The organism is Sphingomonas kyeonggiensis, from assembly GCF_030812785.1.
Lineage (GTDB): Bacteria > Pseudomonadota > Alphaproteobacteria > Sphingomonadales > Sphingomonadaceae > Sphingomonas > Sphingomonas kyeonggiensis_B.
Window position 1 is genome coordinate 106,494 of sequence record NZ_JAUSTJ010000001.1, and the last position, 13,983, is coordinate 120,476.

Annotated in this window: 12 protein-coding genes; 5 read left to right on the forward strand and 7 right to left on the reverse strand. The window is 67.4% G+C overall.

Annotation, left to right across the window (positions count from 1 at the left end; translation table 11 throughout):
- Positions 1–9: 9 nt before the first annotated feature.
- A complete protein-coding gene (locus J2W22_RS00505) occupies positions 10–705 on the forward strand; it encodes an HAD family hydrolase (RefSeq protein ID WP_307116314.1) in 696 nt (231 codons plus the stop codon).
- 497 nt (positions 706–1,202) lie between these two features.
- Here J2W22_RS00505 and J2W22_RS00510 read toward each other — a convergent pair whose 3' ends face one another.
- From J2W22_RS00510 to uvrB, 4 genes are all read right to left on the reverse strand, one after another.
- On the reverse strand, positions 1,203–1,352 hold the full coding sequence (locus J2W22_RS00510; RefSeq protein ID WP_307116315.1) for a hypothetical protein: 150 nt from the start codon (positions 1,350–1,352) through the stop codon (positions 1,203–1,205).
- 44 nt (positions 1,353–1,396) lie between these two features.
- Positions 1,397–1,945: a hypothetical protein gene (locus J2W22_RS00515; RefSeq protein ID WP_307116316.1), complete on the reverse strand. Its 549-nt coding sequence runs from the start codon at positions 1,943–1,945 to the stop codon at positions 1,397–1,399.
- A 91-nt stretch (positions 1,946–2,036) separates the two neighbouring features.
- Entirely contained in the window at positions 2,037–2,747 is a 711-nt protein-coding gene (locus tag J2W22_RS00520) for a hypothetical protein (protein ID WP_307116317.1), read from the reverse strand.
- 170 nt (positions 2,748–2,917) lie between these two features.
- The gene (uvrB, locus tag J2W22_RS00525; RefSeq protein WP_307116318.1) at positions 2,918–5,104 is read right to left on the reverse strand and encodes an excinuclease ABC subunit UvrB; all 2,187 of its coding nucleotides are present in this window, start codon (positions 5,102–5,104) and stop codon (positions 2,918–2,920) included.
- 52 nt (positions 5,105–5,156) lie between these two features.
- Between uvrB and J2W22_RS00530 the strand changes: the two genes are divergently transcribed.
- Positions 5,157–5,726, forward strand: coding sequence for a DUF3617 domain-containing protein (locus J2W22_RS00530; protein WP_307116319.1), 570 nt, complete (start codon positions 5,157–5,159; stop codon positions 5,724–5,726).
- Positions 5,723–6,286: a DUF3617 domain-containing protein gene (locus tag J2W22_RS00535; RefSeq protein ID WP_307116320.1), complete on the forward strand. Its 564-nt coding sequence runs from the start codon at positions 5,723–5,725 to the stop codon at positions 6,284–6,286. The genes J2W22_RS00530 and J2W22_RS00535 overlap by 4 nt, the downstream gene beginning before the upstream one ends.
- On the opposite strand, the gene J2W22_RS00540 is transcribed toward J2W22_RS00535, so the two are convergent.
- Both J2W22_RS00540 and J2W22_RS00545 read right to left on the reverse strand, forming a co-directional pair.
- Complete coding sequence (locus tag J2W22_RS00540) at positions 6,287–6,745, reverse strand: hypothetical protein (protein WP_307116321.1); 459 nt, start codon at positions 6,743–6,745, stop codon at positions 6,287–6,289. It abuts the gene before it with no gap.
- Positions 6,746–6,835: 90 nt separating this feature from the next.
- Positions 6,836–7,993, reverse strand: coding sequence for an MBL fold metallo-hydrolase (locus J2W22_RS00545; protein WP_307116322.1), 1,158 nt, complete (start codon positions 7,991–7,993; stop codon positions 6,836–6,838).
- Between the two features lie 77 nt (positions 7,994–8,070).
- Between J2W22_RS00545 and ligA the strand changes: the two genes are divergently transcribed.
- Positions 8,071–10,200, forward strand: a complete 2,130-nt coding sequence (gene ligA, locus J2W22_RS00550; RefSeq protein ID WP_307116323.1) for an NAD-dependent DNA ligase LigA — start codon at positions 8,071–8,073, stop codon at positions 10,198–10,200.
- A 168-nt stretch (positions 10,201–10,368) separates the two neighbouring features.
- A complete protein-coding gene (locus J2W22_RS00555) occupies positions 10,369–13,167 on the forward strand; it encodes a TonB-dependent receptor (RefSeq protein ID WP_307116324.1) in 2,799 nt (932 codons plus the stop codon).
- A 166-nt stretch (positions 13,168–13,333) separates the two neighbouring features.
- Here the strand turns inward: J2W22_RS00555 and J2W22_RS00560 are convergent, their stop codons facing one another.
- A complete protein-coding gene (locus tag J2W22_RS00560) occupies positions 13,334–13,912 on the reverse strand; it encodes an HD domain-containing protein (RefSeq protein ID WP_307116325.1) in 579 nt (192 codons plus the stop codon).
- Between the last annotated feature and the right edge of the window lie 71 nt (positions 13,913–13,983).

Below are 13,983 nucleotides of genomic sequence, written 5' to 3' on the forward strand. Positions count from 1 at the left end.
GCAGCGTCCATGCCACTCGACCTGCTCTGCCTCGATGCCGACGACACGCTCTGGCACAACATGCGCCACTTCGACGCCGCGGAGCGCGCCTTTGTCGCGATGATGGCGCCGTTCGCGGCCGAGGGCGTGACGCGCGAGCGGCTCGAGGCGATGGAGAGCGCCAATCTCCGGCTCTACGGCTATGGCGCCAAGAGCTTCACCCTCTCGATGATCGAGACCGCGACGGAGCTGTGCGGCGATTCGCTCACCCGCGAAACGGTCGCCGCGATGCTCGCGGCAGGGCGCGACCTGCTGTCGCATCCGGTCGAGCTGCTCGACGGGGTCGACGAGACGATCGAAGCGCTGGCGGATCGCGTGCGGCTGGTGCTGGTGACCAAGGGCGACCTGCTCCACCAGGAGGCCAAGCTCGCCGCCTCGGGCCTGGGCGAGCTGTTCCACGGCGTCGAGATCGTCAGCGACAAGACCCCCGACACCTTTGTCCGCCTGTTCACCCGCTATGGCGTCGCGCCCGACCGCGCCGGCATGGCTGGGGATTCGATCCGCTCGGACATCGCGCCGGTGCTCGCCGCAGGCGGCTGGGCCGCTTTCCTGCCGCCCGAACTGTCCTGGTCGCACGAGCGCGCCGCGGTGCCGAGCGAGCATCCGCGCTTCACCCAGCTCGATCGCTTCGCCGAACTTCCCGGCTGGCTCGACCGGATCGGCTAGCTGCGCGCCCAAAATAAAACCCCCGCTCTCGCAGGGGCCACGCGCATCGCGCTTCCTCGAAACTGAAAGAGGCCGCCGGGGCGTCTCCCGACGACCCGGCGACCTCCGACATGGTCACAGCGGCCGGTTGCTCCAGCCCGGGAGACCATGCGGACCGCTTTGCTTCGGACCGGCGCCGTTGATTGGAGGAGAATACCTCCCGTGCGCCTTACGATCGGAGGGCTTCCGATCGCGCCCAGAAGCTCAGCGGTGCGTCTCCCGAACGAACTGAACCGACCCCATTGCTGAACCATGAGACATCGGATCACCTCCTTTCGCTAGTTGAAGAAGCCCGTACCCTCGAAGGGTACGCCAACTATTTGAATCACCGCGAGTCGCAGAACAAGTCTTGTATAAAATCTTTTTCTGAGCGATTCTGGAATTCTGGGCCGGAAACCGTCGCACCGCCCTTCCCACAGCATCCGCCAGATCGTTTCGGGCCCGTCGCCGGGCCCGGCTCAATGGCGCTTGAAATACTGCACCTCGCGCTCGTGCTTCTCGGCCGCCGCGCGCGTGCCGAACGTGCCGAGATTGCGCCGCTTGTGCGTGTCGGGATCGACCTTGCGCGAATAGAGCCGGTATTCGCCCGACTTGAGCTTGCGGATCATCGCCTCTCTCCTCTCGCACGAGTCAATGCGCGAGGGCGGGCGATCTATCCGCGGCAATCCTCGGCGACGCGCAGGATCTCGGCATAGGCGGGCACGACCAGGGTCGGCAGGCCATTGCCCTGCACCAGGAAGCGCCCGCGGCTATAGCCCATCGCATCGAGGATGGAATCGCGCGGCCCCAGATCGGCGGCCAGCCACGGCGTCGCACCCGCCGGAAGCGGCTGGACGGGAAGCTGGCGCAGCGTGCTGGTGGTGCGCACCGTCAGGTTCGCCACGCCCTCGCCCCTGCGCGACAGCACCACGCGGCCGCGCCCGGCATCGCAGCGCAGGATCAGCTCGGCCTCGCCGCCCGCCACGCCATAGAGCGCAGCCGAGCCCCGCCCGTCCTGCTTGTACACCCAGTTGCCCGGCGTCAGCGGCCAGTCGCGCCAATCGGCACCTAGCGTCGGTGCGGGGGCGGGAGCAGGCCTGGGCGCCGGGGTCGGTGCGGGCGCGGGAACCGGCCGGGGCGCCGGCGGCGGCACCATGCGCGGCGTTTCCGAACAACCCGCAATGGCGAGCGCGGAGGCGAAGACGAGCAGCTTGCGATGCATGGCCGGCCTTATGGGCGAAGTGCCCGGGCGGCTCAACCGCTGCGGCGACGAAACGGCGCACCGCCACGCCGCCGCACGCTCCAGGCCCGACTTATCCGCCCGCCGGCAGATAGGCGGAGACCGCCATATAATTGTTCGGCCAGGGCAGGCCCGGGCAATGCCAAGCGGCGCGGAACTGCTGCCAGCTCAGGCGATGCACCTGCCCCTCGTCCGCCAGCAGCACCTGCGCATCGGACCAGCCGCACACCACGCCCCAGCGCAACTGGCCCTGCGCGAAGATCTGCGCGGCATCGAGCAGGCACGCCACCGGGATGCGATAGCGGGAAAGCCAGTCGCGCAGACCCGCCACCTCGGCCTCGCCATCGCCAAAGGCCGCGGAATGGGAAATGATCGTCCTCAGCCCGAAATGCTGGAACGCCCCTGCCATCTCCTCCTTGTTCGGGATCGGCGCGCCGAACAGCCCGCCGGTGGGAACCTGCTGCGCCACCGTCACGGCATATTGCGGCGGGAAATGGAGCCGGCCGTCATTGGCGTCGCCCATGCCCTGCACCGAGCGCCCGAAGCCCAGGCTCGGGCCGTTGCCCGCCCAGAAATCGACGATCGTGGCCACCGCCAGTTCGCCCGAATTGAGCCCCGGCACCTGCGCATAGCTGAAGAGCCGGCTCATGCCGTGGAAAAGCTCGAGATGCACCGGCCCCGCTGCGCGCAGGCCCGGCGCATCGGCATGTGCTTCGACGGGACGCGCGACATCAACGGTCAGGTCGAAGGCGGCACCGGGCTGTTTTTCGATCGTGTCAGACATTGGCCGATTCCCCCAATATTGGCGTGGATGCGGCCCGATGGTTCCGACGGTGTTCCAGATATCCCGCAGTCGACGAGCGACCGGAATATTTGGGACTCGCGGTTTATATTATCGCTCGACCATGCCGCAATTCTGGCATCGGCTCAATATTGCAGAGCAGGCAGGCGCGATCAGCGCCCGCCGCCCCATTTGCGCTGCGTCTTGCCATAGCGCGTCTTGCGCGTCCCCGGCTTGCCCTCGTTGCTGCGCCCCATGACCGGCGCCTTGCGCTGGTCCTCGGGCAGGCCGAGTTCCTCCGCCTCGAGCCCACGGATCTCGTCGCGCAGCCGCCCGGCTTCCTCGAATTCGAGGTTCGCCGCCGCGTCGCGCATCTTCTTCTCGAGCTCCTCGATATAGGCGCGCAAATTGTGGCCGACCATGTGCGGGCGATCGGCATCGATCTCCACCGTCACCTGGTCCTTCGAGGCGACATGGGCGATGATGTCGCCGATATTCTTCTTCACCGTCTCCGGCGTGATGCCGTGCTCGGTATTGTACTCCTGCTGCTTCTCGCGGCGGCGGCCTGTCTCGGCGAGCGCGCGCTCCATGCTGCCGGTCATGCGATCGGCATAGAGGATCACCCGGCCCTCGACGTTGCGCGCGGCGCGGCCGATCGTCTGGATCAGCGAGGTCTCGCTGCGCAGGAACCCCTCCTTGTCCGCATCGAGGATCGCGACCAGCCCGCACTCGGGGATATCGAGGCCCTCGCGCAGCAGGTTGATGCCGACTAGCACGTCGTACACGCCCATACGCAGATCGCGGATCAGCTCGATGCGCTCCAGCGTCTCGGTGTCCGAGTGCATGTAGCGGACCTTCACGCCCGCCTCGTGCATGTATTCGGTCAGGTCCTCGGCCATCCGCTTGGTGAGCGTGGTCACCAGCGTGCGATAGCCCTTTGCCGTGGTCGCCTTGCACTCCTGGATCAGGTCCTGGACCTGCTCCTCGACCGGCTTGATCTCCACCGGCGGATCGATGAGTCCGGTCGGGCGGATCACCTGCTCGACGAACACGCCGCCGGTCTGCTCCATCTCCCAGCCCCCCGGGGTGGCCGAGACATAGACGGTCTGCGGCCGCATCGCTTCCCATTCGTTGAAGCGCAGCGGCCGGTTGTCGATCGCGCTCGGCAGCCGGAAGCCGTACTCGGCCAGCGTCACCTTGCGGCGATGGTCGCCCCGCGACATGCCGTTGATCTGGCCGATCGTCTGGTGGCTCTCGTCGACGAAGAGCAGGGCGTTCTCGGGCAGATATTCGAACAAGGTGGGCGGCGGCTCGCCGGGCAGGCGGCCGGTGAGGAAGCGCGAGTAGTTCTCGATGCCCGCACAGCTGCCCGTCGCCGCAATCATCTCGAGATCGAAGTTCGTGCGCTGCTCCAGCCGCTGATGCTCGAGCAGCTTGCCCTCCGCCTCCAGCTCCTTGAGCCGCTCGGTCAGCTCATGGCGAATGCCCTCCATCGCCTGCTTCATCGTCGGCCCGGGCGTGACATAGTGCGAGTTGGCAAAGACGCGGACATAGTCGAGGCTCGCCACCTTCGATCCGGTCAGCGGGTCGAACTCGGTGATCTCCTCGATCTCGTCGCCGAAGAAGCTCACCCGCCAGGCGCTGTCCTCATAGTGCGAGGGAAAGATCTCGAGGCTGTCGCCGCGCACCCGGAAGGCGCCGCGCCCGAAGGCGGCATCGTTGCGCTTGTACTGGAGCGCGACCAGCTTGCGGATGATCTCGCGCTGATCGACCACCTGGCCCTTCTTCAGGTCGAAGATCATCGCCGAATAGGTCTCGACCGAGCCGATGCCGTAGAGGCACGACACCGACGCCACGATGATCACGTCGTCGCGCTCGAGCAGCGACCGGGTGGCGGAGTGCCGCATCCGGTCGATCGCCTCGTTCACCGAGCTTTCCTTCTCGATATAGGTGTCGGACCGGGGCACGTATGCCTCGGGCTGGTAATAGTCGTAATAGCTGACGAAATACTCGACCGCGTTCTCCGGGAAGAACGACTTCATCTCGCCATAGAGCTGCGCGGCCAGGATCTTGTTCGGCGCCAGCACCAGCGCCGGGCGCTGCAGCGTCTCGATCACCTTGGCCATGGTATAGGTCTTGCCCGAACCCGTCACACCAAGGAGCACCTGGTCGCGCTCGCCCTGGCGCGCCTGCTCGACCAGCTCGGGGATCGCGAAGCGCTGGTCGCCCGAGGGCTGATACTCGCTGACGAGCTTGAACAGCTTCCCGCCCTCGGACTTCTCCGGGCGCTGGGGACGGTGCGGGACGAAGCTCTGCCCGGTCTCGGGCTCGGCCAGGCTGGTGCGAATCTGGATTGCCATCGCGGGGAATATGGGGTGTGGCTGGCACATACGCCAACCCCAGGGGAACATCATGCGTCTGACGATTCTCGCCGCCGGAGCATTGCTCCCGCTCGCCGCCTGCAATCAGGGTCCTTCGACCGAGGAGAGCGCGCGCAGGACCGGCGAGGTCCGGCTCGAGAACGCCTCGATGGAGGAAGTCGCCAAGCAGAGCGCCGCGGCCGACAGCAAGGCGCCGAGCCAGCCCGGCATGTGGGAAGAGACGATGCAGCTGACCGGCTTCGAGCCCGGCGGCGCGCCCGAGGCGCAGGTCGCCCCGCTCAAGGCGCAGGTCGGCAAGCCGCCGCAGACGCAGCGCGGCTGCCGCACCGAGCGCGACGGCAAGCCGCTCGACGTCTCGAAATTCCCGGCAATGGCCAAGTCCTGCCGCTTCGCCAAATATGTCACCGCCGGCGGCAAGGTCGATGCGGCGATGGATTGCGACACGCCGCTCGGCAAGTCGCGCGTGTCGATCACCGGCACGCAAACCCCTGCGGCCTATGACCTGGTGATGAAGCAGAGCCAGACCGTCCCCGGCCAGACCAAGGAAACCTCGATGACCTTCCGCGTCACCGGCAAGCGCGTCGGCAAGTGCAAGGCGTGATCCCCCGCCTGGCCCCGTTCGGAGCCGCCGCCGCGCTGGTGCTGCTCACCGGCGCGGGCCAGGCCGGCGACGGCTTCAGCGTGACCGACGCGACTTCCGAGCAGGTCGCCGCGGCCTATGCCAAGGCGAAGCCCGGTGGCCCGATGCACATGGGCCAGTGGGACCGCACGATCGCGATCTCGGCGTTCGAGCTGCCCGGCATGGCGCCGGGGCCCGATCGCGACGCCAAGGTCGCGGCGGCCAAGGCGATGCACAAGACCGAGAGCGTCTGCCATATGGGCACCGATCTCGCCGCGCCAGAGCCGGCGGCAGTCTTTGAGATGCTCGGCAGCGATTGCCATTACCAGCGCCTGACGATGGGCGGCGGCAAGTTCGACGGCCAGCTCAGCTGCAAGGGCAGCGAGCCGGGCGCTAAGGTCGATGTCGCGGTCTCCGGCAGCTACGCCGCCGAGGATTTCGCGATCCGCCTCGACATCGATCAGCAGCCCGGCGACCCGGCGCAGCGGGCCAAGATGACCATGGCGCTCAGCGGCCACCGCACCGGGGAATGCGCGAAGTAATCAGGCCTCAGGACGATAGGCGATGCGCCACATTAGCGCCGCCGTACCCGCCGCGAACAGCGCGAGTATCGCGCTCGACGCGACCGCGCTGATCCAGCGGAACAGCAGCGCGCGATTGTCCATCGGCGGCATCTCGAACAGCCCGAAGCCATAGGTCTGCGCGCCGACGAAGACGGCGAGCGCGGTAAGCGCGCCAACCAGCGCGGCGTGATGCGCCCGGCGCAGCCCGGCGACATGCATCACCAGCCATAGCGGCCCGCCGACCGCCGTGATCGCGATGCCGGCGATCAGGCTGCCGATCAGCCAGCCGCTCACCAGGCTCAGCGGATCGCGCTTGCCGCCGAGCAGCAGCAGCGCGAGCACGATGAGCCCGGCAAAGGCGCTGCCGACGCCGAGCGCAAGCCCGGCCCGGTCGATGGACGTGTCATAGCGTTGCGCAGCTTTCGCGCTGTCGTTCACAGGGGACCCCTCCCGATTCCGCGCAGGATAAACCGCGCGAGTGAGTCCCGACAAGCGTCTGGGAGCGGGGCACCGGCTCGTTTCGGCGCATCAACGCAGCGCGGCGAACCGCCGGTCTCGGATGCAGGCGTCGAGCCCGGGATAGTCAGGCGGCGGCGGGGCCGCGCCAAGCGCGGGCACGGCGAAGGTCTCGCCGATCCGGTGCGCGGCGAAGCGCGCCGGATCCTCGCCGGCACAGCGCAGCATCCCACGCAGCATCGCCGGCGGCGTCGCATAGCCTTCGCGCGACAGGCGGAACGTGCCCCAGTGCACCGCCAGCGCCTCCGGTCGGCCAAGCCCGTCCCACACCCGGATCGCATCCGGCGGCCCGATATGGCTGCCGCTCGCCATCTGCCCCTCCTCGAAGCGGAAGGCGCCGATCGGGATGGCGGCGAAGCGGACCGGCCCCAGCGCCGCCGCCTCGACGGGCCATTTGCCGTCGCCCAGCCCGGTATCGCCGGCGAAGAAGAAATTGCCGTGCGGCAGGTGCACGACGAAGCTCGACCAGAGCGCCCGGCTGCGATCCGCGAACCAGCGGCTGCCCCAGTGATGGCTGCGCGTCACCGTCACGGCCACACCCGGGCGCAGCGCGATCTGCCGGCCCCAGTCGAGCGCGCGCGAGGCCACGCCGGCGCTCGCGATCACCTTGTCGTTGCCGAGCGACGTGACGACCAGCGGATGGTCGCGCTCCGAGAGCCGCTTGAGCGTCGGCAGGTCCATATGGTCGTAGTGATTGTGGCTGACCAGGACGAGGTCGATCCTGGGCAAGTCCTCGAAGCGCACGCCCGGTTCCGCCACACGCCGCGGGCCGAAGCCGAACGGGCCGACCGTGTCGCTCCACACCGGATCGGTGAGGATGTTCACCCCGTCGGCCTGCACCAGCACCGTGGCATGGCCGATCCAGGTGACCCGCATCTTCCCGCCCTCGACGCGCGCCGGCGGCTTGCCCGGCGTCACCGCCACCCGCTCGGGCCATGTCGGCCGGGTCGGATCGCCGAACACCTGCTGCCAGAGCAGCCGGTTGCGGCGCGTGGCGGAGATATCGAGCGCATCGCCATCGGGATTGAAGAAGCGCTTGCCGTCGAAATGGCCCGAGACCGGCCCGCGATAATAGACGCGATCGAGGAAGAAGGGCGCGGCCGTCGCGACCAGGCACAACACGACGACGGCCCAGAGCAAGATGGCAAGAACGATCCGGACCAGGCGCATTACCGACAATGTCGTTACGCGCCCGCACCGCTTCAAGACGCTTGATCGTCGAGCCGCCCCCAGCCTAACCCGGCGCCATGGATCCGCTCCCCCAGACTCCGGAACAGGCCGCCGCCGAGCTCGAGAAGCTCGCCGCCGAGATCGCGCACCACAACCGCCTCTATCATGCCAAGGACGCGCCCGAGATCAGCGACGCGGACTATGATGCACTCATGCGGCGCAACACCGCGATCGAGGCGGCCTTCCCGGACCTGGTCCGCGCCGATTCGCCGTCGAAGCTGGTCGGCTCCGCGCCGTCGGGCCGGCTCGCCAAGATCGCCCATGCCCGGCCGATGTTCAGCCTCGACAATGCGTTCAGCGACGAGGACGTGACCGATTTCCTCGGCCGCGTCCGCCGCTTCCTCGCGCTGGGCGATGCCGAGCCGGTCGCGCTCACCGCCGAGCCCAAGATCGACGGCCTGTCCTGCTCGCTGCGCTATGTGAACGGCAAGCTCGTCCAGGCGCTCACCCGCGGCGATGGCCAGATCGGCGAGGACGTGACCGCCAATGTCCGGACGATCAAGGACATCCCCGAGGAGATCGCCGGCGCGCCCGAGATCTTCGAGGTGCGCGGCGAGGTGTACATGGCGAAGGACGATTTCGCCGCGCTCAACGCCCGGCTGCTCGCCGAGGCGGAGGAGAGTGGCAAGGAAGCGCGCCAGTTCGCCAATCCGCGCAACGCCGCCGCCGGCTCGCTGCGCCAGAAGGATGCCGCGGTCACCGCGTCACGCCCCCTGCGCTTCTGGGCATGGGGCTGGGGCGAGGTCACTTCCCTGCCCGGCGAGACCCAGGTGGAGGTGATCCGCGCGATCCAGGCGATGGGCTTCCCGGTCTCCGACCTGTTCACCGGCCCCGTCGATCTCGACGCGGCGCTGGCGCAGTACCGGAAGATCGAGGCGGTCCGCGCCGACCTCCCCTTCGATATCGATGGGGTGGTCTACAAGGTCGACCGGCTCGACTGGCAGACGCGTCTGGGTTTTGTCGGCCGCTTCCCGCGCTGGGGCATGGCGCACAAATTCCCGGCGGAGCGCGCCCAGACCACGCTGCGCGCAATCGACATCCAGGTCGGCCGCACCGGCAAGCTCACCCCCGTCGCCCGGCTCGAGCCGGTCACCGTCGGCGGTGTCGTCGTCACCAACGCGACGCTGCACAATGCCGACGAGATCGCCCGGCTCGGCGTGCGCCCCGGCGACCGCGTCGTCCTGCAGCGCGCCGGCGACGTGATCCCGCAGATCGTCGAGAACCTCACCCGCGACGAGGCCCGCGATCCCTGGGCCTTCCCGACGCATTGCCCGATCTGCCAGTCCGAGGCGGTGGCCGAAGAGGGCGAGGTCGACATCCGCTGCACCGGCGGGCTGATCTGCCCGGCCCAGCGGCTCGAGCGGCTCAAGCATTTCGTCAGCCGCGGCGCGCTCGACATCGAGGGGTTGGGCGAGAAGACGCTGGCCGAGTTCCTCGATCTCGGCTGGATCGCCGAGCCGGCGGACATCTTCCGCCTGGCTGCGCACCGCGAGGAATTGCTCGGGCGCGAAGGCTGGCAGGAGAAATCCGTCGATGCGCTGATCGCGGCGATCAGGGCGAAGAAGGAACCCGATGCCGCGCGCCTGCTGTTCGGCCTCGGCATCCGCCATATCGGCGCGATCACCGCGCGAGACCTGCTGAAACGCTATGCAACATTGCCCGCGCTCCAGGCGCTGGCCGACGAGATCATCGCGATGCGCGATGCAACGCCGCCACAGATCGGTGAGACCGAGGCGAAACACCGCGCCCGGCTCGACAAGGCCGTCGCCGAGCATATCGGCGTCGAGAATGTCGGCGGCGCGGTCGGCCAGGCGCTCGCCGATTTCTTCCACGAGCCGCACAATCGCGCAGTGTGGGAAGACCTGCTCGGCGAAGTCGCGCCGCCGCCCTTCATCGTCGAGACGCGCGAATCGGAAGTCTCGGGAAAGACGCTGGTTTTCACCGGCACGCTGGAAGCGCTGAGTCGCGACGAGGCCAAGGCGCAGGCCGAGTCGCTTGGCGCCCGAGTCGCGGGATCGGTGTCGGCGAAGACCGATCTGGTCATTGCGGGGCCGGGCGCGGGCTCGAAGCTCAAAAAGGCCGCAGATCTCGGAATTCGCGTAATTACGGAGAGCGATTGGCTGCAAATCGTCGGAAACACTGAGTGACTTTTTTGCAACGCAACAATCCTGAATCGTGGATTAACAGCCCTGCCCATCCTGACTCGGATTGACTGTCACAGGACCGACATAAATTAATCGCATGGGCGGCGACGACGGTGAACCACACCGCGTCAGTGCAGACGACAAGCACACACCGAAAGGGAAACACCTCCAATGCGCACCAAGCTTTTTGCTGGCGTGGCTTTCGCCGCGCTGCTGATTCCGGGCGCTGCCTTCGCGCAGTCGACCGGTACGCAGGACTTCGAAGGCGAAGAGATCGTCGTCACCGGCAGCCGCGTCGAGAAGGGCGTCGGCGGCATCCAGGTCCCGGACGCCGGCAAGACCAAGGTCGTCATCAACAGCGAGCTGATCGGTCGTCAGCGCCCCGGCCAGACGGTCAACGAAATCGTCAACCTGTCGCCGGGCGTCAGCTTCCAGAACAACGACGCGACCGGCGCCGCTGGCGGCACCTTCACGATCCGCGGCTTCGACTCGACCCGCATCTCGCAGACGATCGACGGCATTCCGCTGAACGACACCGGCAACTACGCGATCTACTCGAACCAGCAGCAGGATCCGGAAACGCTCGACTCGATCAGCGTCAGCCTGGGTTCGACCGACGTCGACAGCCCGACCGCCTCGGCTTCGGGCGGCACGATCAACATCCGCACCCGCGTGCCCAGCGACGAATTCCACGTCATGCTGAGCGGCACCTATGGCGACTATCTCGCCGAGGGTTCGGGCACCCAGCCGATCTACCGCGTGTTCGGCATGGTCGACACCGGCGTGTTCACCAGCTTCGGCACCAAGGCCTTCTTCTCGGCCTCGAACATCGATGCGCGCCAGCCGTTCAACAACTATGGCAAGCTGCGCAAGCAGCAGTACAATGCCCGCATCTATCAGCCGCTGGGCTCGAACGGCGACTTCATCGCGATCGCCGGCCACTATAACGAGAACCGCAACAACTTCTTCGGCTCGGTTCCGCTCCGCACCGATCTGCGCTCGGGCCCGGCCACGACCGGCACCACCCCGCGCATCGTCGGCCCGAACACGGCGAACCGCTTCCCGCTGACCCGCGAAGAGCGTTTCTACGACATCAACTATCCGTGCACGATGGCCGTTGGCCGTCCGGGCATTGCGGACAACGTCGCGGCCTCCCCGGCAGCCCCGACCGCCGGCGCCAGCTGCGGTTCGGAATTCGACCGCCGCTACAACCCGTCGAACACTGGCAACATCCGCGGTAACCTCCGCCTGACCCTGGCCGACGGCCTGATCCTGACGGTTGACCCGAGCTACCAGTACACCAAGGCCAATGGCGGCGGTGTCGTGGCGGCACGCGAAGGCTGCACCACGCTCGGCACCTCGCCGGTCGTCGGCGCGGGCTGCGGCGCCGGCACCTACACCGGCGTGATCAACGCCGGCCCGAACACCGGCACCGGTACGGTGGGCGGCTTCGGCACATATGTCGGCCGTGACCTCAACGGCGACGGCGATCTGCTCGACACCGTCTACATCACCAACCCGAGCCAGACCCAGACCCGTCGCTACATCGTCAGCTCGTCGCTGGTCTATGACATCGCCGAGGGGCACCGCCTGCGCCTCAGCTACACCTTCGATCGCGGCCGTCACCGCCAGACCGGCGAGCATGGCACGGTCCTGGGCAATGGCGAGCCGGGCGACGTGTTCCCGGTGAACAGCCCGATCCTGCAGAACGACGGCAGCGTGCTCCAGAAGCGCGACCGCCTGTCCTATGCGACGCTGAACCTGGTTGCAGGTCAGTATCGCGGCGAGTTCGGTCCGGTCACCGTCAACCTCGGCCTGACCGGCAAGTTCTTCCAGCGCGACCTGAACCAGCACTGCTTCACCGTCGCCGCCAACGGCAACGTCGCCTGCGTGGCGCCGTCGCAGGTCGCCGGCTACACCGCCGCCAACCCCTACAACTACAACCCGACCACGGGCGTAGTGACCGGTTTCGCGGCGCCGCAGGATCGTACCTACAAGTACAGCCGCGCGCTGCCGGACGTGAACGTCACCTACGACATCGCCCAGCACCTGCAGGCCTATGCCAGCTACAACAAGGGCATCTCGGTTCCGGGTACGGACATCCTGTACAACGCCTTCTACTTCCCGACGAACGTCGAAGGCGCCAAGCCGCGTCCGGAAATCACCGACACGTTCGAAGGTGGCCTGCGCTACTCGTCGAGCAAGGTGCAGGGCGTGCTCTCGGGCTGGTACACCAGCTACAAGGATCGTATCGCCAGCGCCTATGATCCCGAGCTGGACCAGGTCATCACCCGCAACCTCGGTTCGGTGACCAAGTGGGGCTTCGACGGCAGCCTGTCGTACAAGCCGATGGACAACCTGCTGGTCTATGTCTTCGGTTCGTACCTGCACTCGAAGATCAAGGACAACCTGCTGCTCGGCCGCAACATCGACACCGATCGCAATTCCGCGACCCCGGGCGTCGACGTCTACTACCAGACCGCCGGCAAGCGTGAGAGCGGTGCGCCCGTCTACACCTTCGGTGGCCGCGTCCAGGGCACGCTCGGCCCGGTCGACCTGGGTATCCAGGCCAAGCGCACCGGTCCGCGCTACGTCAACGACGAGAACCTGCCGATCAGCCAGTGCTTCAACACGGCTGGCACCGGCAGCGGCACCCTCACCGGCGTGACCTGCTACAACGGCGCAGCCGGACCGACCGTCCCGGTCGCCAATAACAACCCGGGTCAGATGCTCCAGGTCTATGGTTCCAAGACCCCGTCGTACAACATCGTGGACATCGACATCCGCGTGAACCTCGGCAAGATCATCGACGGTGCGAATGACCGCACCTACTTCCAGCTGAACGTCGGCAACCTGTTCGACGAGTTCTACGCTGGTGGTTTCGGTGGCGGCTCGAACCGCTTCAGCGTTCCGAACGTCGTGATCGGCACGCCGCGCTCGCTGACCGGCACGCTGGTGATCGGCTTCTAAGCCGCACGCCAACCGTCGAAACGAAGCCGCCGCCCCGGGCAACCGGGGCGGCGGTTTTCGTTTGGGGGAAGATCTCCCCTTCCGCTTGCGGGAGGGGCCGGGGGAGGGCGTGGCGCCAAAAGAGAACAGCCCCCTCCCCTGACCCCTCCCGCAAGCGGAAGGGGAATCAAGCCTTGGCGTAGATGCTGTTGATCGGCCGCGCGAACACCCGGCGGACCATCGGCTCGAAGAAGTCGAGCGGCGCGCTGTCATAGGCCGGGTCGAACGCCGCCTGGTCGTACTTCTCGCAAAACTCCGCGCAGGCCTCGAAATGCGGATGCCCGCGGAACCCCTCGCGGATGTCGCGGTCCATCCCCAGGTGATGGAAGAAATAATAGCCCTGGAAGGCGCCGTGCTTGTCGGCGATCCAGTGCAGCTCCTCGCTGACGAACGGCCGAAGGATCGCCGCGGCGATCTCGGGATGATTGTAGCTCCCCAGCGTGTCGCCGATGTCGTGGAGCAGCGCCATCACCACATAATCCTCGCCCCGCCCGTCGCGGTGCGCCCGCGTCGCGGTCTGCAGCGAATGCTGGAGCCGGTCGATCGCGAAGCCGCCGAAATCGCCGTCGAGCAGCCGGAGATGGGTCAGGACCCGGTCGGGAAGCCCGGCCGCGAAGCCGCGGAACGCGCCGCCGATGATCGCCCAGTCCTCGGCCGTGCCCTCGGCCATCGCATGGAATTTCGCCCGCTCGCCGCCGGTTTCCATCTCGCTCTCCCTCTCGCTGCCGGTCTGGCGCCGGCCCTTGCGAGCCTACCCCTCTTTGCCCCCGCCTGTCA